Origin of the sequence: Pseudomonas sp. FP2335 (assembly GCF_030687535.1) — a bacterium.
Classification (GTDB): domain Bacteria; phylum Pseudomonadota; class Gammaproteobacteria; order Pseudomonadales; family Pseudomonadaceae; genus Aquipseudomonas.
On sequence record NZ_CP117437.1, the window covers coordinates 2,468,854 to 2,489,179 of the forward strand.

Consider the following 20,326-nt stretch of genomic DNA (forward strand, 5'->3'; position numbering starts at 1 on the left):
GGAGAGAATCTTATGGCTCGCAAAATCAGCTATCAGCAGGCAATCAACGAAGCCCTGGCCCAGGAAATGCGCCGTGACAAGAGCGTGTTCATCATCGGCCAGGACGTTTCCGGTGGCACCGGATCGCCCGGCGAACAAGACGCCTGGGGCGGTGTGCTCGGCGTGACCAAGGGCCTGTACCCGGAATTTCCCGAGCGCGTGCTGGACGCGCCGCTGTCCGAGGTCGGCTACGTTGGCATGGCGGTCGGCGCCGCCACCCGAGGCATGCGTCCGGTGTGCGAATTGATGTTCGTTGACTTTATCGGTTGCTGCCTCGACCAACTGCTCAACCAGGCGGCCAAATTCCGCTACATGTTCGGCGGCAAGACCACCACGCCGCTGGTGATCCGCGCCATGTACGGCGCCGGCCTGCGCGCGGCGGCCCAGCATTCGCAGATGCTCACCTCGATGTGGACGCACATCCCTGGCCTGAAGGTGGTGTGCCCGGCCACGCCGTATGACGCCAAGGGCATGTTGATCCAGGCAATCCGCGACAACGACCCGGTGATCTTCCTTGAGCACAAGATGCTCTACAGCCTGCAAGGTGAAGTCCCGGAAGAGCTCTACACCGTGCCCTTCGGCGAAGCCAACTTTGTACGCGAAGGCAAGGATGTCACCCTGGTGACCTACGGGCGCATGCTGCATGTCGCCCTGGAAGCCGCGACCAACCTGGCGCGCCAGGGCATCGACTGCGAAGTGCTGGACCTGCGCACCACCAGCCCGTTGGACGAAGACAGCATCCTCGAAAGCGTGGAAAAAACCGGGCGACTGGTGGTGATCGATGAGTCCAACCCACGCTGTTCCATCGCTACCGATATCAGCGCGTTGGTGGCGCAGCGCGCGTTTTCTTGCCTGCGTGCGCCGATTGAAATGGTCACCGCGCCGCACACGCCGGTGCCGTTCTCCGATGCGCTGGAAGACCTGTACATCCCCAACGCCGCGAAGATCGAAGCCGCCGTGCTGAAGATCGCCGACAAGAGGAATGCCGCATGATCCATACCTTGACCATGCCCAAGTGGGGGCTGTCGATGACCGAGGGGCGTATCGACGTCTGGCTCAAGCAACCCGGCGACCGGGTAGAGAAGGGCGAGGAAGTGCTCGATGTGGAGACCGACAAGATTTCCAGCAGCGTCGAGGCGCCGTTCAGTGGCGTGTTGCGCCGGGTCCTGGCGCTGAGCGACGAGACCTTGCCGGTGGGCGCGTTGCTGGGGATTGTGGTGGACGGTGACGCCAGCGAAGCGGAGATCGACGCGGTGATCGACAGCTTCAATGCCGGGTTTGTGTCCAATGCGGCCGAGGCCGAAGCGTCGGGGCCGAGTGCGCAGAAGGTCGAGATCGGCGGGCGCCTGCTGCGTTATCTCGACCTGGGCGAGGGCGGCACGCCGCTGGTGCTGGTGCACGGTTTTGGCGGCGACCTGAACAACTGGCTGTTCAACCAACCGGCGTTGGCCGCCGAGCGCCGGGTGATCGCCCTGGACTTACCGGGGCACGGAGAGTCGGGCAAGCAGTTGCACACAGGGGACGCCGAGGAGTTGAGCCAGGCCGTGCTCGACCTGCTCGATCATCTGCGGTTGGACCGCGTGCACCTGGCCGGGCATTCCATGGGCGGGTTGGTGTCGCTGACGGTTGCCGACCGCGCGCCCGCACGCATTGCCTCGCTGGCGCTGATCGCCAGCGCTGGGTTGGGCACGGACATCAATGGTGAGTATCTGCAAGGCTTTGCCGAGGCGAACAATCGCAATGCCCTCAAGCCGCAACTGACTCAACTGTTCAGCGATCCCGCACTGGTGACGCGGCAGATGCTGGAGGACATGCTCAAGTTCAAGCGTTTGGAAGGGGTGGATCAGGCGTTGCGCCAGCTCAATGGGGCGCTGTTTGAAGGGGGACAGCAACGGCTGGACCTGCGCCATGTGGTCGGTCGCCAATCGAGCCTGGTGATCTGGGGCAGTGATGATGCAATCATCCCGGTGCGCCATGCACAGGGGCTGGAGGCGCAGGTGGAAGTGCTGCCGGGGCAGGGGCATATGGTGCAGTTGGAGGCGGCTGAACAGGTGAACCAGCTTATGGCGACCTTCCTCAAATCCCAAGCCTGACAACACTCTAAATGTGGGAGCAGGCAAGCCAGCTCCCACAGTTTTTGACCGTGTTTTAACCTTGGCGCCTTAGGGGTTCACTGGGATGGTGCGCTGAGATGCCACATTGTGGAGGGCGCATCAGGACACTTGGTCAGCCTTATGGCATACAGGACGATGGCAGCGTGAGATGAACCTCGATTCGTCTTGCTGCTTGGACGTAGGCGGCTGCAATCATACAGGGATTGGTTGCGGCTATGCACCAGTCCAGATAGGGGGTGGGGTCTATGTATCTGAACGCACTTTGCAAAGGACTGTTATCTCTCTCGAACGCCGATTCGCAGAAATATCCCGGGTGAAGCGGCACACCCTGCACCGATAACGCTACTCCTCCAAAGCAGATTGATGCTGCAAGGCACAGCTCACGCAAATTGCGTCTGCGAATAAATCTCTTCATGGCAACGTAGCTCCTACCGAATCGAAATTGAGCGCGGCATCGGTCGCGTATCCCACTACATAGGTGCCCGAAGGTGAAATGCTATTCAAATAGCTGGTCAGCCCAGGCGTCACCGGCGGTATAGCAACGGTTCCTCCCGAGGGAGTCCAAAAGCACCCGGTCTCGTATTGGCTGGCGTTCACGCAGTTCAAGGCTACGGTGTTGTTGTTGGCAAAACCCGCGGCACTGATCAGATTGTTACCTTGCAGCGGTTGGATGGACTGGACGGTGAAGGAGTTCGTAGGGTCTGGCCAGTAAAGAGGCTTCTCGAATCCAGTCGGGTCCTTGCCATACGCCAATACATGCCCAAGATCATTGATTGCCACGGCGTTGTTCAGTGCATTCAACGGCATCGTCAGGAGCGAAGGGGGGCTGCTTGGCGTGTTCCAGAATGCGGTTTGCCCTGTGTTCGAGGCCGTTCCCGGAAACACGCAGGTACCGACGAATTGGCCCTGATTATTCATGTCTACGGCAAAGCAGTAAGTGGCTCCTGCCGGTAATGCCGGTACAAGAAGGCTGTATCCTCCACCGCTCCACTTAGCAACCTTGATAACGGGCGGCCCGTCTGGTCCTGGGCAATTCAACAGAATAAGCGGGCGACCATCGAATAAGGTGTCGGTCAAATCAACTCCCGCGCAATTGTCGCCCCAGCCTGACACCCGTTCTGGTGTTGCGCTGCCAGCGGTGTAGGTCACCACCGTTGGGGCTCCGTTTGCGCTCAGGCTTCGCGCCACAACCACGCCGTTCTGATTTTGTGCGGTGGGCATCGTTTGTTTGTCAGCCGGGCGCAACAGCGGGAACAGCAAGGTTCCTGGCAGCGGGTTCATAGCTATTGGGGGCGCGGCTGGCGTAGCCGCGTTCCAAAAAACGGCGTAGAAGATACCGGCGTTGCTCGCGCAGGTGCCCACTATCGAACCATTGTTAGCGATAGCGGATACTTGGCAGGGTTTTCCTGTGGCCAATGGTGCCAGTTGTTGCTGGGGGCCTCCCAGTGTTGTCGAGTACCATGGTCCGGTGTTGGCACTGGGCGTGGTCGAACTGCAGCCACCCACGATCTGCCCACTGTCGTTGACTCCAACCGTCTCGCATTGCACTCCGGCGGCATGACCTGAACTGACGTAGGTCGCTGCATTGGCGATCACTCCGTGTCCGCACATCACTACGCCAACACTCAACACCATCGGTAGAATCCGTTGTCTGAACGAGCGTTGCATAATCCGTCCTTCCCTGGCTGAAAGAATCATCTACTGAGGGGAAACCCCGCAGTCCCTTCGACGCCAGTAAACGCCCGGATCGAAGGCGGCACAACTGTCACTTCTGACAGGTACAGGACGAGTTGCCACAAGGCTCGGTGAGTGCCTGGCGGAACCTCTCCACCCACCGCCACAGGTTCGCTTCGAAAACCCGCGAGCCAGCCCTGCAATCCTGCGGGCGACGAATGTGGGTGAAGTCGCCGATCGTGTGGCGTACATTGCTTCACGGCTTTTTTTGCGACAACCGGTGCCGCGTTGCGGGGCGACGGCGGTGGGGGCGTCAGCATGGCGATCTGAATTGTTTTCCATTTTCTGGAGTATTTATCGTGGCAACAGCGTCTTCTGTGATTGAAATCCCTGTATCGGCCGATCAGGTCTGGCAATTGGTCGGCGGCTTCAACAGCCTGCCGGACTGGTTGCCGTTGATCGTCAAGAGTGAGCCGAGTGAAGGCGGGCGTCTGCGTCACCTGACGACCGCCGACGGTGGCGTGATCGTGGAGCGTATGCAGACGTTTGATAACGTCGGGCGTACCTACAGCTACACCATCGAACAATCGCCGTTCCCGGTCAGTGCTTACCTGGCGACGTTGCAGGTTGAAGCCTTGACTGACGCGTCGGCCAAAGTCACCTGGTCGGGTGTGTTCACGCCGGTGGACGGTGTGACGGATGCCGCGGTGGAAGAGCTGTTTGCCGGTGTCTACAAGGGTGGGGTTGAGGCGCTGCGGGCGAACTTCTGACCTGATCTAGCTGGCGCTGCAAGTCCAATGTGGGAGCGGGCAAGCCCGCTCCCACATGGTTTTGTGGTGCCTGGGTTACTCGGGCATGAGCTGCTGCCGGCACTCCAGCACCAACCGCGCACCGCCGCTTTCACTGCTGCCCACTTCCAACTTGAACCCGTGCAAGTTGATGATCGCCGCGACAATCGACAAGCCCAAGCCAAACCCGCCTTGCTGGTCATTTTCATCCACGCGATAGAAGCGCTGGAACACCGCGTTGCGTTCGGCAATCGGGATGCCGGGCCCGGAGTCGTGCACTTCGATGCGGGTGCTGCCGGCGTCGTTCAGCGCACGCAAGATCACTTCGCCGCCTGGCGGGGAGAACTTGATCGAGTTGCTCAGCAGGTTGGCCAGGGCCTCGAACAACAGGGCACGGTCGCCGGTGATCCACGGCAGCGACTCCGGCGTATCGAGCACCAGTTGCAGCTCGCCTTCTTCGGCCAGCGGCAGGTAGAAGTCATGCAGTTCGCGCAGCAGCGGCAGCGGGTCCATCACCAGGAAGCCCGAGCGGCGCTGGTGGTCTTCCAGCTCCGAGATGCGCAGCAAGCCGCGAAAGCGCGCCATCAGGGTGTCGGTTTCCGTGATCGCATCGTCCAGTTTTACCGCGTAGTTGGAGTCCTGTTCGGCCTCTTGGCGGATGCGATAAAGCTGCGCACGCAGGCGGGTCAGCGGGGTGCGCAGGTCGTGGGCGATGTTGTCGCACACGCCCTTGACCTCGTTCATCAGCTTTTCGATGCGATCGAGCATGGCGTTGACAATGGCGGCAAGCATGTCCAGTTCGTCACGCCGATTCGACAGCGGCAGGCGGTGGGTCAGGTCGCCGGCGACGATGGCCTCGGCGCTGGCCTGAATGCCGCGAATGCGCCGCAACGGGCGGCGGCGCAGCAGGTGCCAGCCAGCGGCACCGGGGATGATGGTCAACGACAGCGCCCATAGCAGCGCATGCCAGATGATCCGGGTCACGCCAAACAGCGAACCATTGGCGCGCACCAGCACCAGCCAGCGGCCGTCGTCGGTGTGGGTGGCGACGGCGTCGCAGCTGTCCTTGGGCAACTTGGGGTCGTTGGAGTCGACGCAGTTGGCCAGGGTGTGGATCTTGCCGTCCAGCGGCAGGTCGGGCGGCACGGCGCGTATCGGGCCGCTGAGCGGGTTGAATTGCTCGTCGAACAGGCCGTAGGCGTCCACGCCCTTCATGTCGAAGGTCATGCTGGTGGTCAGCGCTTCCACCAGTTCCTCACCGTCGAAGCGCTGGAACAGGTGCTGGCGTTGCATCAGCGAGTGGCGCGACAAGTCGCTCAGGTAACCGGACACTTCGTAATACAGCACCCCCATGAGGATGCAACTCCAGGCCACGAACAGCGAGCTGTACAGCGCCAGCAAGCGGCTGCTGGACGAGCGCCAGCCCTTAGAGGGGTTCAGCAATGACATAACCGGAACCTCGTACCGTGCGGATCAGCGGCGTGAGGCCCGGTGGATCGATTTTCTTGCGCAGACGGCCGATGTGCACGTCGATCAGGTTGGTGCCGGGGTCGAAGTGATAGCCCCAGACTTCCTCGAAAATCATCATCCGCGAGAGGATCTGCCCGGTATTGCGCATCAGGAATTCGAGCAACTTGTATTCGGTGGGCAGCAGGCTCAACGGCTGGTCGGCGCGGCTGGCTTCGCGGCTGATCAGGTTCAGTTCCAGGTCGGCCACGCGCAGTGCGGTTTCGAATTCCTTGACCGTGCTCTTGCGTCGCAGCAGCACCTCGACGCGGGCGGCCATTTCATCGGAGGCGAAAGGTTTGGTCAGGTAGTCATCACCGCCGGCGCGCAAGCCGCGCACACGCTCGTCGACGTCGGAGAGGGCGCTGATCATCAGGATCGGCGTCGACACCCCGATGGTGCGCAGGGTGGTGACGATGGCCAGGCCATCGAGCTCCGGGAGCATACGGTCGAGGGTGATCAGGTCGTAATCGCCGCTCACGGCGCGGACCAGGCCTTCGCGGCCGTTATCTACCCAATCTACGTCCAGTCCATGGCTACTCAGCTCGGCAACGATCTCGCGGGCTGTTACGGCGTCATCCTCGATGGTCAAAATGCGGGTCATAGGATTACCTGGTGAGCGATTCACACTAGAAGTGCGGACATTTTGCCAAGAAATGCCTGAACGCTTCCTAAATTAAACTTCATGTTGGCGCAACCAACAGGTTTTTTACTGGCTGGCGCTGGTCAATGTGGGAGCTGGCTTGCTCGCGAAAGCGGTCTGCCAGCCAACACACTTGTTTCCGAAAGACCGCATTCGCGAGCAAGCCCGCTCCCACACTGACCGAGTTCGGCTGGAGGTTGCATAACGCCTGCCCGGAGGAGGCTGTTCTTGCAAGTTGCATGGTCCTAGGAAGTTCAAGTTATTTAACTTGTTGAATATATTAGGTATTTGATTTTCAGGCGGCTGGCATGGCGCCTGCACTGTTCCTCCCGAGACATGTAACACCATTTTTCCTGCCGGGAGCAAAACAACAATGATCACATCCTCATCCACGTTGCAAGAATCGAGCACGCGCTCCGGGGTTTCCTGGGGCGCGATCTTTGCCGGGGCCGCTGCTGCGGCGGCCTTGTCCCTGATCCTCGTACTGCTGGGCTTCGGCCTGGGCTTTTCGGCGGTATCGCCGTGGGCCGACAGCGGTATCAGTGCCAAGGGACTGGGCATTTCCACGATTATCTGGCTGGCCTTTACCCAGATCGTCGCGTCGGGCCTGGGCGGTTACATCGCCGGCCGGTTGCGGGTGAAGTGGGCCAATATGCATGGCGATGAGGTGTACTTTCGCGATACCGCCCATGGCTTCCTGTCCTGGGCCGTCGCCACGCTGGTGGCGGCAACCTTGATCGTCGGCTCCGTCAGCAGTGTGGTCGGCGGTGGCGTGAAAGCCGGTGCCAGCGTGGCCTCGGGCATGACCCAGGCGGTCGGTACGGCGGTGAAGGGCGACGACTTCGGCTATTACGTCGACAGCCTGTTCCGCGACAACCGCCCGGTTGCCGTCAGCGATGACGCGGCCCACGGCGTGGTAGCGCGCATCTTCGCCCGCACCCTGAGCAACGACGGCCAGCTCGCCGCCGAAGACCGTGCCTACCTGGCCCAGTTGATCAGCCAGCGCACCAACCTCAGCCAGGCGGACGCCGAGGCGCGTATCGACAAGGTGTATGGCGATGCCCGTAAAGCCGTCGAGGACGCCAAGCTCAAAGCCAAGCAGGCCGCTGATACTGCCGCCAAAGTCGCTGCCTACACGTCGCTGTGGACCTTCATTGCCCTGCTGATCGGCGCGTTCTTTGCCAGCTTCGCTGCCACCTACGGCGGTCGCCGTCGCGATGCCGTGGTGTACGTCGAAACCGAACACTTTGTCCGTTAATTCAAGGAGAACATCATGCGCTCATTACTGCTGTGGTTCCTCGGGGTGCCTATCCCGGTCATCATCCTGATTGCGATTTTCATGCACTAATCCTGAGCCTTACTCGCTCAAAATGTGGGAGCGGGCTTGCCCGCTCCCACATTGGGTTTTGCGCAGGGTCAGCCAACTGACCACCAGTAGTGCACTCGCCAAAGCGGTCATGATCACCAAGGGCTTGGATGTACCATCGGACAACATCCCCGTCGCCCAACTGCTCACCGCCGTCAACAACATCTGGGTAAAAAAGAACAATCCCGACGCCGTCCCGGCAATCGCGCCGTAAGGCTGCAACACCGCCAGCTGACAGGCTGGAATCACCATCCCCACCGACACCATTATCACCACCATCGGCGACACGATCGCCAGCCATTCGCCCGGCAACACGGTGGTCGCCGCCGCGAGCATCATGCTGCCCAGCACATTCAACGCGATGGCGCCTGCGATCAACCGGTCTGGTTCGAACCGTAGCACCAGCCGGCGAAACAGGTTCGCGCCGAGCATGTAGCCGCTGATGGTCGCCGCAAACACCAGGGCATAGGCCGTGGCAGACAGGCCGTAGCCCCGCTGCAACAACGCCGATGACTCTGCAATGAACGGGAAATATGTGCTGTACACGCAGCCGATGGCCAGGGAATAGCGCAGGAAATATCGGTCGCGCAGGAGTTGGCTGTAAATGCGCAACAGATTGCTCGGCGGCGCGGCGGCGACGGCTGGCGGACGGGTCTCGGGCAGGCGGCGATACACCACCAGGCACAGCACGGCGCCAATCACGGCCAGCAGCACAAACAAGCCGCGCCAATCGATGAAGGGCAGCATCAGGCTGCCCAGCACCGGGGCGGCCATCGGCGAGACGGCCATGGCCATGGAGATCAACCCCAGTAAACGCGCCTGCTCGTGGCGGTCGAAGTAGTCACGCACGATCACGCGGCCGATCACCGTGGTGCAGCAACCGCCGAGGGCCTGGAACAGCCGGGCGATGATCAGCACCGTGAGGCTGTCGGCCAGGGCACAGGCCACGGTCGCGACGACATACAGCAGCAGCCCCGCCAGCAGCACCGGGCGGCGGCCGAAGTGGTCGGTGAGCGGGCCGGCCACCAGCAGGGAAATCGCCGAACCGAGGGTGTACAGGGTCAAGGTCAGTTGCAGTTGGCTGTCGCTGCTGTGGAAGTAGTCGGCCATGGCCGGCAGGGCAGGCAGGTGCATGTCCAGAGTTATGCGCGGCAGGGCGATCAGTACCGTCAGCAGCACCAGCCAGAAGCTGGTGGAAAGGGCGCGTTGGGTCATGGGAGGTTTCTTCGCAAGGGGGAGGACTAAAACTCTAGCGGCATTGTGGTTTAATCCTGAGAGCCACTTACGGCTGAACTGACTGGACCACTATGAGCCGCGGAAAAGCTGCACCTGCCCTGGACCTGCCGCGCCCCGACAGCCTGGACACCGGGAAACAGCAGGGCGCCTACGACGCCCTGCGCGCGGCGATCCTCAATCGGCAGTTGCCGGCCGGCAGCCGCTTGCCGTCCACCCGCAGCCTGGCGCAGCGTTGGCTGGTGTCCCGTGGCACATTGGAAGCGGCATTTGATCGGCTGCACAGCGAAGGCTATGTGCAGCGGCTGGCCGGCTCTGGCACGCGGGTGTGTGCGGTGATCCCGGAGCAATTTATTGCAGCCCCCGTGACGAGTGCCGCGCCGCGCCGCGAGGCGGTGCCCGATCAACCGGACGCCGGCGTGCAAAGCCATGTGCCCTTCGTTGCCCGGCGCCCGGATGCCAGCCTGTTTGACTTGAAGGCCTGGGCCCGCTGCATTTCCCGTGGCGTGCTGACGGCGGGCCCGGGCGTGCTCGAAGCGGCCCATCCCGCTGGCCTGCCTGAATTGCGCGCACAGATCGCCGCCTACCTGCGCAGCTATCGCGGCATGCAGTGCGAGGCGGATGAAGTGGTTGTCACCAGCGGTATTCGCCATGCCCTCGACCTGATTGCCCGCACCGTGCTCAAACCGGGTGACACCGCGTGTGTGGAAGACCCCGGTTATCCGCCGGCGCGACGCTTGTTCGGTCTGGCGGGCGCGTATGTCCACGGCATTCCCGTTACCAACGACGGTCTCGACACCGACCAACTCCCTGATACGGCACGCCTGGCCTACGTCACGCCTGCCCATCAGGCGCCGCTGGGCATGACCCTGTCAGTCTCGCGGCGCCTGGCCCTGCTGGACTGGGCCGCCCGCGCCGATGCCTGGGTGGTCGAAGATGACTACGACAGCGAATACAACTACAACGCCGCGCCGCTGGCGGCACTCAAGTCCCTGGACAGTGGCGACCGGGTGATCTACTGCGGCAGCTTCAACAAGAACCTGTTCCCTGGGTTGCGGGTCGGCTTCATGGTGGTGCCCAAGCGACTGCGCCGCTCGCTGCTGCGCACGTTGCAACTCACCGGGCATTCGGTGGGGGCCACGGATCAGTTAGGGTTGGTGGAGTTTCTGCGCAGCGGCGCCTTTGTGCGGCATTTGCGTGCTTCACGCCAGGCGTATCAGGCGCGGCGCGATGCGCTGCTCGCGTGCCTGGTGGAGCATTGTACGGTCAGCGGCCAGCAGGCAGGGTTGCACTTTGTGTTGTGGTTGCCCACGGGTGTGCAGGAGGGCGTGTTTTGCACACGTGCCGCCGAGGCGGGTTTAACACTGCAACCGCTGGGCAAGTTCTGTCATGAAGCGGCATTGCCACCAGCGGTGATCATCGGCTACACCGCGTTGACGCTGGCGCAGATCCGTTTTCACGGCGATGCGTTAGCTCAACTGTTAAGAGGGGGTCAAGATTCACTTGGACCAGCTTGCGCGCCGTGATTGGCGGGATGTTAACGACATTCAAATTGTCATACCTATCAGGCCCTGGCCCTACGCCATGGCGCATCGCTGAGCTTGATCCCGGTACCGGTGATCTACTGGGTTCGCGCACGGATTCTCGATCAGCTGCGCAATTTTTCATTCCAGCAGCGTACACCTGATGTGCCGCTGTAATACCTGTCAGGTTTCACAGTAGACACGTTTTACGGGGGGCTACTAGCATGAGCCGTAGGGTGATGTCCCCTACACAAAGGTAACTTACTGGCGGTAACGGAGGCGCAGATGACTCATTCAGCGAGTGTGACGAATAATCAAACCATCGGAACGGCAGAGGCGGATATACACAATATTGAAATTTTGCCTCCCACCTATAAGTTTAAAGATGATGGTACTAATACACGGATGTGGAGGCGTGATGGAAGAATTTATATAAGTGTTCGGCAAAGCCTTTCGCATATTGGTATGACGGGTCATTTTTTGACGTTTAGGTTTCGCGACTTAAATCCCGGGGAAACTAATGTAACGTTTGATTTTTCAAACCCGTCTGAGATTTTTTCCACCTACACAGTCAATAACCATCAATCCAGTAAACCCCACACGTTCGCCTCCGGAACGATGACGGTTTCGCTTGCCAGTAGCGGTGATCATTTGACGGCGACGTTTTCCGGCAAGGCCTACTCAGGATTGGGCAATGAGGTAACGATCACAGCTGGCGACTTGGATCTGAAAGGTTTTGAAGCAGTGCCGTCGAGTAGAATGACTCCGTCTGGATCAGTCGTCAGAGAAGGGTACATAGCGGGTTTTATCGATGGAGGCCCGGATAGTGTCTCTGATTTTATAGCCACTGATGTGGAGCGGATTTACGTGCCCCAGTGGGGTTCTCAGCCGGCCTACTGGCTAGTTCGCGGGTTTTGGGTTGCCGGGCAACCCGCTGTCACGCGCGTCATCGTTATCACACTCGTTGAGGGTCAGGACGATCCCGAATACGATTTATCCAGTGATGACAAAGCGAGTGTCAGTTATACCATTCACAGCCAGCCCCTTATTGGTTCGGCGTACACGGGTGTTTTGAGATTCAGTGCTCTCCCTGGAACGGGGGAAGCTCGAGGTTCCTTCGATTGCCGCATGCGTGGGAATGCCGCCACTGATTATCAAGTGATTGCAGAATTCTTAGTCCGGTAGTCATTTGGTTTTTATGGCAGCGGTGCTTAAGGATGCCGGGAGGTCGTCTCCCGTTGAATTAATCATCAAACCCAACTTGTTCATGCGACGTTGTGTTTGTGCCAGGCGTTGTTTATGGCGGTGGCGTACCGCTTGGAATTGAAGGTGGATGAGATTCACGAGCAGGTGGGATTCGAGAATTGATCGTCCTCAATCAATAAACGTCTGGCTTTGAATTTTCGTAGGAAAGCCAGGCTCATAAATCCGGTATACCTGGGTCGCATTGAAACCTGACCCCAACCTGGGCCATCCTTAAACATCGCGCTTAACGTAGTAATGACCAACCATCTGAGCAGGTTCCGAAAAGTCAAACGGCCGCGTCCCCCGCAATTGCTAGCGCACAACAATCCGACGCAGCCCCATTGAAAAACGGCCATGATCATCAACTATTATAGGACCGAGGAGCCCACCCCATTGCAGACTTACTGCCATGAAGGATAACTCGGGGTGATCGGTAAAAGTATCAAACTGGCCTTATGAAATTTTAAACGTGAATTTTACCGAAAAATCCGGATAGCCAGCCCCGCTTAATGTGCAGTCAACCGTGCCTTCCGCTGTGCCGGTTTCGGGGCGCGTGACAAAATTGAGCATTCCACTGGAACTTTGGCCATAGTATGAATTGCTCCAGTTAAGGTAAGAAACATATACCTTGTCATTGGGAGATAAATCAAACGAACTGCCAGTTTGATCAGCGTCGAGTTTAATAGCGATAGAATTCACTGCGTGGGGAAAGGAGGCATTTTTCCATTGCCCGGTTATGGTCCACCGCGCCTTGTTTTCAGGCAAAGAAGTTTCCGGCCAGTACTTCAGTTCAACGTCAGTGGCCGTAAAGGTGGGATGAGGGAAGGGGCCACCTCCCACGCTGCCGTGCATAGTGCCTGTACCAAGAAGAGCGGCGCCTTGATAACCGAACGCTGAATCAGGCGTGATAAAACCCTTTAGACTTATCTGGCCAAAGGTAAAAACAGCGTGTTCCTCATTCCAACGAGCCACACCCTGAAAATTACCGTTTAAAGTGTCGCTTGGATCAAGTGCAACGCTCAACGTGCCCTCTTCGAACCTAAATGTTTTATACACCCCACCCCGATTAGCAGCGTAACGCGCCCTGACGTCGGTGGAGTTTGAAAGGTCATAAGTGGCCTGTCCGCCGGGCAGCATATCGGGAACCTCAATGTAAATACTATGGGACTCCAAGTGACCGCTTGAAAAGCGCTCAATAACAAATATGTTTATATTTCCATTGTCACGATACATGCTCACTTCCGCACCCGATTTAAACTTGAAATAAGGCGGAATACTATTGGGGCTGTGAACGTCCGCGGTGACTAGACCTATTGTCTGTCCTCCCTTTTGGTTCGTTGACTGCGTCATCTCATACGTCCTCTATCAGGTTAAACAATGATGTGTCGTCCACACGTCAGATCAACGATACCCCACAAAGAAAACCAAAAGACACTGTCAACATTGACAGGTATAAACCTATCGGTTATCTCGAGCGCCAGTTATAAGCCACCCTGCATGCAAGTTCGCGTATCATTCAGCCCGGTTTTTTTGGGTAGAACCGTATGATCACGCCGAGCGCCGCCGCCGACATCAACCCTTTCAGGCGCTGAACCCTTTGTTTCACTCGCGGCTGCCTGTGTCATATCAACACTTCGCTTATGAGAGACTTAAATCCGCAACTTCTGCTCGACTATAGGGACTGCGGAAACCTCTGAATACTGCTAACTATGAAAGGTATGAGAAGAAGATTTTTTACTACCCATTGAACTAACAAACCGTTGTACGTTGGATTTCGTGCACTTGGGAATGGCCGTTTGAATCACTGGTGATAACTCCAAGGCTGCGTGGCCCCCTCCGCACCCAAAGGCAGCGATGCAGCCCATGAACGCGCCGATCAGCAGGGTAATGAAGGTCCACAGCGAGGCATAGGCAGCCACCTTCGCAGCAGTATCCTCGGCCTGCTTGGCTTTGAGCTTGGCATCCTCAACGGCTTTACAGGCATCGCCATACACCTTGTCGATGCGCGTCTCGGCGTCCGCCTGGCCGGCCTGCACGCTGCCGCCAACGACACTGCTGACAGAACCGACGATCAGCGTTGCGGCCACCAACGTGGCAACGGCCCAGGCCAGGAAGCCATGGGCGGTATCGCGGAAATACACCTCATCATACCTGTCAGAGTTGACAGTAGGCACGCACGGACCTTGTTGATAGGTTGGAGATGAAACTCCAATGCTCCGGAACAGTGAGATTAATCCCATGAACCAGTCCAGCGTTGCTCAATCACTTGAAACTTCGGGCTTTGTCAAAGCTCAGGTTGAAAATCTTCAAGTCCCTCCGGGCAGTCACCGTTTCGATTCGACCACCGGGCAAAATTTTTTATGGCAATCGGGTAATTCGTTCACCGTGCTAAGCCGTCAAGTGTTTCCAGCAGGGCTGTTTAGTGCCCACACGTTCTTCTTTGAATTCTCAGACTTGACTCCCGGAGGAGGGAGTCGGGTATATGATTTTTCAGACTCGACGTCGGTGAAAGGTGATTACTCGGCCACTTATCTGGGTGAGCTGAAGATCTATACGTTCTATGAAGGCACCGTCACGGTAGCCCTGGACAACAATAATCGTCTGAGGGGCAGTTTCACTGGCGTAAAAGGGCGGTGGAATCATGAGGTGATCGCGAGTGAGAACGGCACCTTGGATCTCGCCGGTTTGACAAGGTCGGTCGTGAGTCTTCCCTTCGGCGATCCATCCGTTCTAGGTGTGGGCCAGATGCATGGCAACTTTTCAGGCGGGCCCTTTCCGAGCCTGAGTTTCAGGTCGGATGAGGTGCAAATATCCCGGCTGGAGGGAGACCCAGATATTCCCCTTCCTCCCTACAGTTGGACAAAGGCCAGGCAATTTGATCAGGACCTACCGGTTTATAACACCCTTGTCGGTGTGTTCCTCTCCACGGATGCACTAGGCGATACATTTGATCTTGCGCAACCCGGCGGGGCGCGGATCGAGATTCATCGTATTGCAGACCGACTCTTCGCCCGAAGTATATCTGGGGTCCTGAGCTTTACCTCGCGCCCAGAAAACGATAGGTCAGCGGGTAGTTTCGACGCATCATTCGAGCTGTCTGACGGCACTCGCTTTTCCATGAAGACGCAATTCGATATCTATGATCCCAAATGACGTTCTTGCGCTGACTGCGGGGAGGTGCAATATCTTCTTGCAGTCAGGCTGCAGTATCGCCAGGGTCAATCGTCGAACCCAACCTGCTCATGAATCTCATCCACCTTCAACTCCAAGCGATACGCCACCGCAATAAACAACGCCTGGCACAAACACAACGTCGCGCTCAATGAGCGGAAGGCAAATGACGACCCCTCATTCACCAGCAGCACCGCGTTCGCCCGCTTGGCCAGAGGCGACAGGTTGCTGTCGGTGATGATCAACGTCTTGGCCTGATGGTGCTGGGCGATACGCAGGCAGTGCTGGGTCTCTTTGCCGTAGGGCGTGAAGCTGATGGCGATCACCAGGTCATTGGCGCGCACGCTGCGCATCTGCTCGCGGTAGCTGCCGCCCAGGCCCGAGATCAAGTGGATGCGCTTGTTGGTGTGCTGCAGGTTGTAGACCAGGTAGTCGGCCACCGCGAACGAGCGGCGCACGCCGACCACGTAGATGTTGTCGGCATTCACCACCAGGTCCACGGCTTTTTCGAAGGCCGCGTCGTCCAGTTCCAGGCCCAGGCGCTCGATGCCGGACAAGGTCGCGTTGACGCACTCGCGCGCCAGGTCGCCGCCACTGGCTTTCTGCGACTTGTTGGCGATCATGCTGCGGATGCGCTGCTGGTAGTTCTGCACCGGCGTGGTCTTGTGGGTATAGGCCTCGCGAAACAGCGCCTGCATCTCACTGAACCCGCTGAAGCCAAAACGCTGGGAAAACCGCACGATGGCTGAAGGGTGCACTTCGCACTCGCGGGCGATGTCGCTGATGCGGTCGACCATGATGCGGTCGCTCTGCTGGCTCATGTAGCTGGCGATGCGCTTGAGCTGGCGCGGCAGGCTTTCGTATTCGTCGGTGATCAGCTGCAACAGGCGCTCGGCATTGATCGGAGGGCTGGCGAGAGCGTCTTGTGAAGGGGTCTCGGGCATGGGCAATCCTTCTGTCTTGTTCGTCTGTTGCGCTGATGGGTGGCGCAAGTCTACAGGGTAGGCGCAAAAAAATACCCCGGCATCACGGCCTGCGTGGCCTGCTGAAACGATGCACGGTGGCTGGCGTGCCCCTATGCTGACGTATTGGAAAAAATATTCCACTAAAAATAATTCTAGAATAAATATTGATTGCTGCCAGCGGACGTTCTAGTCTGCACCCACCAAGAGCGTTTGCCGTCGCCACGGCGGCACAACGCAGGCTGATAAAAATAACAGGAGCCAGCATGGGCCAGACTCGTTTTGCCAGTGGGCGTCAATTGGATCTGATTTGCCTCGGGCGCCTGGGCGTCGACCTCTATGCGCAGCAAGTAGGTGCGCGGCTTGAGGACGTGTCCAGCTTTGCCAAATACCTCGGCGGTTCCTCCGCCAATATTGCGTTCGGCACCGCACGGCTTGGGCTCAAGTCAGCGATGTTGAGCCGGGTCGGGGACGACCATATGGGTCGCTTCCTCGTGGAGTCCCTGGCCCGTGAAGGTTGCGATGTCAGCGGCATCAAGGTCGACCCGGAACGTCTCACCGCGCTGGTGTTGCTCGGGCTCAAGGATCGCGAGACCTTCCCCCTGGTGTTCTACCGCGAAAACTGCGCCGACATGGCCCTGCGCGCCGAAGACATCAACGAAGCCTTTATCGCCTCCAGCAAAGCCTTGCTGATCACCGGCACGCATTTCTCCACCGACAGTGTGTACAAGGCCAGCATCCAGGCCCTGGATTACGCGGCCAAGCACAACGTCAAGCGTGTGCTCGACATCGACTACCGCCCGGTGCTGTGGGGCCTGGCGGGCAAGGCCGATGGCGAGACGCGGTTTGTTGCCGACCAGAATGTCAGCGCCCATGTGCAGAAAATCCTGCCGCGGTTCGACCTGATCGTCGGCACTGAAGAAGAATTCCTGATCGCCGGCGGCAGTGAAGATTTGCTCACTGCGCTGCGCCGAGTGCGTGAACTGACCCCGGCGACCCTGGTGGTCAAGCTTGGCCCGCAGGGCTGCACGGTGATCCACGGGGCGATCCCTGCGCACCTGGAAGACGGTGCGATCTACCCCGGCGTGCGCGTTGAAGTGCTCAATGTCCTCGGCGCCGGCGATGCGTTTATGTCGGGCTTTCTCAGCGGCTGGATCAATGACGCCAGCGACGAACGTTGCAGCCAGTTGGCCAACGCCTGCGGCGGCCTTGTGGTGTCGCGCCACGCCTGCGCCCCGGCCATGCCGACTCCGGCCGAACTCGAATACCTGTTCAACAGCCCGGTGCCGATTACCCGTCCCGACCAGGACGAAACCCTGCAACGCCTGCACCGCGTCACGGTGCCGCGCAAGGCCTGGAAGCAGTTGTTCATCTTTGCTTTCGATCACCGCTGGCAATTGGTCGACCTGGCGCAACGCGGCGGCCAGGACACCACGCGCATCAGTGCGATCAAGCAACTGTTTATCCAGGCCATCGAACGCGTGGAGCGCAAGCTCGCCGAGCAGGGCGTCGACGCCGATGTGGGCCTGTTGGCAGACCAACGTTTCGGCCAGGATGCGCTCAACGCCGCCAGCGGTCGCGGCTGGTGGATCGCGCGTCCGGTGGAGGTGCAGAACTCGCGGCCCCTGGCGCTGGAACACGGCCGTTCGCTCGGCAGCAACCTGATCGCCTGGCCCCAGGAACAAATCATCAAGTGCCTGGTGCAATACCACCCGGACGACGAACCGCTGCTGCGCCTGGAGCAGGAAGCGCAACTCAAGGCGGTGTATGACGCGTCCGTGGTCAGCGGCCATGAGTTGTTGCTGGAAGTCATCCCGCCCAAGGATCACCCGTCCACTTACCCGGACGTGCTGTATCGCAGCCTCAAGCGCTTGTACAACCTGGGCATCTACCCGGCGTGGTGGAAGATCGAGGCGCAATCGGCCGAGGACTGGAAACAGCTCGACGAACTGATCCAGGAACGCGACCCGTATTGCCGTGGGGTGGTGTTGCTGGGGCTGAATGCGTCGGCCGAATGCCTCGCCGATGGCTTCCGGCAGGCCAGCCAGAGCAGCACCTGCCGTGGTTTCGCCGTGGGCCGCACGATCTTCCAGGAGCCGAGCCGTGCGTGGCTGGCCGGGGATATTGATGATGAGACATTGATTCAGCGCGTCCAGGCGACGTTCGAACAGCTCATTAACGCCTGGCGCAGTGCCCGAACCTGAACCCAGTTCCAAATGTGGAATGCAATCAAATGTGGGAGCGGGCTTGCTCGCCAAAGCGGTGTATCAGTCACAGCATCTTTATCTGGCACACCGCATTCGCGAGCAAGCCCGCTCCCACATAAAGCAAATCTCACCCGGCTTAAGTTAGATAAAAACAAAAGGTGCAGCCATGCCCGCAATCCGAATTGGCATCAACCCGATTTCCTGGAGCAACGACGACCTGCCGGCCCTCGGCGGTGAAACGCCCCTGAGCACCGCGCTGAGCGAAGGCAAGGAAATCGGCTACGAAGGTTTTGAACTCAACGGCAAATTCCCCAAGGACGCCAAGGGCGTCGGCGATGTGCTGCGCCCGTATGACCTGGCGCTGGTCTCCGGCTGGTACTCCAGCCGCCTGGCGCGGCGCTCGGTGGCAGAAGAAATCGAGGCCATCGCCGGGCACGTCGATTTGCTCAAACAAAACGGCGCCACGGTGCTGGTGTACGGCGAAGTCGCCGATTCGATCCAGGGGTCACGTATCCGCTTGATCGAACGCCCGCGGTTCCACAGCGAACAAGCCTGGCAGGACTACGCCGACAAGCTCACTGAGCTGGCGCGTTTTACCCTGTCCCAGGGCGTGCGCCTGGCGTACCACCACCATATGGGGGCTTACGTTGAATCCCCGGAAGACATCGACCAGCTGATGCAACGCACCGGCCCGGAAGTCGGCCTGCTGTTCGATTCGGGCCATTGCTACATGGGGGGCGGCGAGCCGCTGGAAGTCCTGAAAAAACACATCGACCGTGTCTGCCACGTGCACTTCAAGGACGTGCGCAAGCCGGTGGTGCAACTGGCGCGCAACCAGATGTGGAGCTTCCCGGATTGCATCGTCAACGGCACCTTTACCGTGCCCGGCGATGGCGACATTGAGTTTGGCGAGCTGCTCGACGTGCTGCTGGCCGCCCGCTACGCAGGTTGGCTGGTGGTCGAAGCCGAGCAGGACCCGGCCGTCGCGCCCAGCTATATCTACGCGAAAAAGGGCTACGACACCCTGCGTGCGCTGCTCACCGAGAGGACAAAAGCATGAGCCTGTTGGTCAAGAGCCACAAACGCGGGCAAACCATGGTCGCCCTCGAAGACGGACGCCTGGAGTACGTGGGTTTCAAAGCCTACCGCTTGAGCTTGGGCGAAACCCTGCCGGTCAGTGCCGGGGACAAGGAGCTGTGCCTGGTGCTGCTCAGCGGCCGGGTGAATATCCAGGGCGAGGGCTTCAACTGGCAGAACCTCGGTGATCGCCAGTCGGTGTTTGAAGACAAATCGCCGTTCGCCGCCTACTTGCCACCCGGCACCGTGGCCCAGGTCACCGCGTTGAGCGATGTGCAGATTGCCGTGTGCGCCGCCCCCGGTGCCGAAGGTTACGAACCGCGCCTGATCCGCCCCGAACAGTGCAAGCGCAGTGTGCGTGGCAAGGGCGCCAACACCCGCTACGTGTGCGACATCCTGCCGGACAGCGAGCCGGCCCATTCGCTGCTGGTGGTGGAGGTGCGTACGCCGTCCGGGCATTCGTCGAGCTACCCGCCGCACAAGCACGACACCGACGACTTGCCGCACCAGAGCTTTCTGGAAGAGACCTATTACCACCAGATCAACCCGCCCCAGGGCTTTGTGTTCCAGCGCGTGTACACCGACGACCGCAGCATCGACCAGGCCATGGCCGTGGAAAACAGCGACCTGGTGGTGGTGCCCAAGGGGTATCACCCGGTCAGCGTGCCGTACGGCTACGAGTCCTATTACCTGAACGTGATGGCCGGCCCCAAGCGCGCCTGGCATTTCCACAACGACCCGCAGCACAGCTGGCTACTGGACCTTTAAGGGGCGCGAC

The 20,326-nt window shown here is 59.5% G+C and carries 16 protein-coding genes and 2 pseudogenes; 11 read left to right on the plus strand and 7 right to left on the minus strand.

Features of this window, described 5'->3' with window-relative positions; all coding sequences use genetic code 11:
* Positions 1-12: 12 nt before the first annotated feature.
* Together PSH81_RS11000 and PSH81_RS11005 are read left to right on the plus strand one after the other, a co-directional pair.
* Entirely contained in the window at positions 13-1,032 is a 1,020-nt protein-coding gene (locus tag PSH81_RS11000) for an alpha-ketoacid dehydrogenase subunit beta (RefSeq protein ID WP_226457175.1), read from the plus strand.
* Positions 1,029-2,132 carry an acetoin dehydrogenase dihydrolipoyllysine-residue acetyltransferase subunit gene (locus PSH81_RS11005; protein ID WP_305392519.1) on the plus strand — a complete coding sequence of 368 codons (1,104 nt, stop codon included), beginning with the start codon at positions 1,029-1,031 and terminating at the stop codon, positions 2,130-2,132. Before PSH81_RS11000 ends, PSH81_RS11005 begins: the two co-directional genes overlap by 4 nt.
* Before the next feature lie 432 nt (positions 2,133-2,564).
* Here PSH81_RS11005 and PSH81_RS11010 read toward each other — a convergent pair whose 3' ends face one another.
* On the minus strand, positions 2,565-3,821 hold the full coding sequence (locus tag PSH81_RS11010; RefSeq protein ID WP_226457177.1) for a hypothetical protein: 1,257 nt from the start codon (positions 3,819-3,821) through the stop codon (positions 2,565-2,567).
* Positions 3,822-4,186: 365 nt separating this feature from the next.
* Between PSH81_RS11010 and PSH81_RS11015 the strand changes: the two genes are divergently transcribed.
* On the plus strand, positions 4,187-4,597 hold the full coding sequence (locus tag PSH81_RS11015) for an SRPBCC family protein (RefSeq protein WP_305392520.1): 411 nt from the start codon (positions 4,187-4,189) through the stop codon (positions 4,595-4,597).
* 75 nt (positions 4,598-4,672) lie between these two features.
* On the opposite strand, the gene PSH81_RS11020 is transcribed toward PSH81_RS11015, so the two are convergent.
* Both PSH81_RS11020 and PSH81_RS11025 read right to left on the minus strand, forming a co-directional pair.
* Complete coding sequence (locus PSH81_RS11020) at positions 4,673-6,064, minus strand: HAMP domain-containing sensor histidine kinase (RefSeq protein ID WP_226457179.1); 1,392 nt, start codon at positions 6,062-6,064, stop codon at positions 4,673-4,675.
* Positions 6,042-6,725, minus strand: coding sequence for a response regulator transcription factor (locus PSH81_RS11025; protein WP_010564812.1), 684 nt, complete (start codon positions 6,723-6,725; stop codon positions 6,042-6,044). Before PSH81_RS11025 ends, PSH81_RS11020 begins: the two co-directional genes overlap by 23 nt.
* 412 nt (positions 6,726-7,137) lie before the next feature.
* Here PSH81_RS11025 and PSH81_RS11030 point away from each other — a divergent pair, with 412 nt between their 5' ends.
* Positions 7,138-8,022, plus strand: a complete 885-nt coding sequence (locus PSH81_RS11030) for a hypothetical protein (protein WP_226457180.1) — start codon at positions 7,138-7,140, stop codon at positions 8,020-8,022.
* Positions 8,023-8,121: 99 nt separating this feature from the next.
* On the opposite strand, the gene PSH81_RS11035 is transcribed toward PSH81_RS11030, so the two are convergent.
* Positions 8,122-9,345, minus strand: coding sequence for a multidrug effflux MFS transporter (locus tag PSH81_RS11035; RefSeq protein WP_305392521.1), 1,224 nt, complete (start codon positions 9,343-9,345; stop codon positions 8,122-8,124).
* Between the two features lie 92 nt (positions 9,346-9,437).
* Here PSH81_RS11035 and PSH81_RS11040 point away from each other — a divergent pair, with 92 nt between their 5' ends.
* The 3 genes and pseudogenes from PSH81_RS11040 to PSH81_RS11050 all read left to right on the plus strand — a co-directional run.
* Positions 9,438-10,889 (plus strand): PLP-dependent aminotransferase family protein, encoded by a 1,452-nt coding sequence (locus PSH81_RS11040; protein WP_305392522.1) that lies wholly within the window; start codon positions 9,438-9,440, stop codon positions 10,887-10,889.
* A 282-nt stretch (positions 10,890-11,171) separates the two neighbouring features.
* Positions 11,172-12,071 (plus strand): hypothetical protein, encoded by a 900-nt coding sequence (locus PSH81_RS11045; protein WP_305392523.1) that lies wholly within the window; start codon positions 11,172-11,174, stop codon positions 12,069-12,071.
* Positions 12,072-12,155: 84 nt separating this feature from the next.
* Positions 12,156-12,254: pseudogene (locus tag PSH81_RS11050) on the plus strand (MurR/RpiR family transcriptional regulator); the annotation flags it as partial.
* A 330-nt stretch (positions 12,255-12,584) separates the two neighbouring features.
* Here the strand turns inward: PSH81_RS11050 and PSH81_RS11055 are convergent.
* Positions 12,585-13,481 (minus strand): hypothetical protein, encoded by an 897-nt coding sequence (locus PSH81_RS11055; protein WP_305392524.1) that lies wholly within the window; start codon positions 13,479-13,481, stop codon positions 12,585-12,587.
* Positions 13,482-13,978: 497 nt separating this feature from the next.
* A pseudogene (locus tag PSH81_RS11060) lies at positions 13,979-14,278 on the minus strand (hypothetical protein); the annotation flags it as partial.
* 91 nt (positions 14,279-14,369) lie between these two features.
* On the opposite strand from PSH81_RS11060, the gene PSH81_RS11065 reads away from it, so the two are divergent.
* Positions 14,370-15,284: a hypothetical protein gene (locus tag PSH81_RS11065; protein ID WP_305392525.1), complete on the plus strand. Its 915-nt coding sequence runs from the start codon at positions 14,370-14,372 to the stop codon at positions 15,282-15,284.
* Between the two features lie 65 nt (positions 15,285-15,349).
* Here PSH81_RS11065 and PSH81_RS11070 read toward each other — a convergent pair whose 3' ends face one another.
* Positions 15,350-16,246, minus strand: coding sequence for a MurR/RpiR family transcriptional regulator (locus tag PSH81_RS11070; RefSeq protein WP_192299745.1), 897 nt, complete (start codon positions 16,244-16,246; stop codon positions 15,350-15,352).
* 284 nt (positions 16,247-16,530) lie between these two features.
* Here PSH81_RS11070 and iolC point away from each other — a divergent pair, with 284 nt between their 5' ends.
* From iolC to iolB, 3 genes are all read left to right on the plus strand, one after another.
* Positions 16,531-18,468 (plus strand): 5-dehydro-2-deoxygluconokinase, encoded by a 1,938-nt coding sequence (gene iolC / locus PSH81_RS11075; protein ID WP_226457186.1) that lies wholly within the window; start codon positions 16,531-16,533, stop codon positions 18,466-18,468.
* A gap of 169 nt (positions 18,469-18,637) precedes the next feature.
* The gene (gene iolE / locus PSH81_RS11080) at positions 18,638-19,531 is read left to right on the plus strand and encodes a myo-inosose-2 dehydratase (RefSeq protein ID WP_305392526.1); all 894 of its coding nucleotides are present in this window, start codon (positions 18,638-18,640) and stop codon (positions 19,529-19,531) included.
* A complete protein-coding gene (gene iolB / locus PSH81_RS11085; protein WP_192299742.1) occupies positions 19,528-20,316 on the plus strand; it encodes a 5-deoxy-glucuronate isomerase in 789 nt (262 codons plus the stop codon). The genes iolE and iolB overlap by 4 nt, the downstream gene beginning before the upstream one ends.
* Positions 20,317-20,326 lie beyond the last annotated feature (10 nt).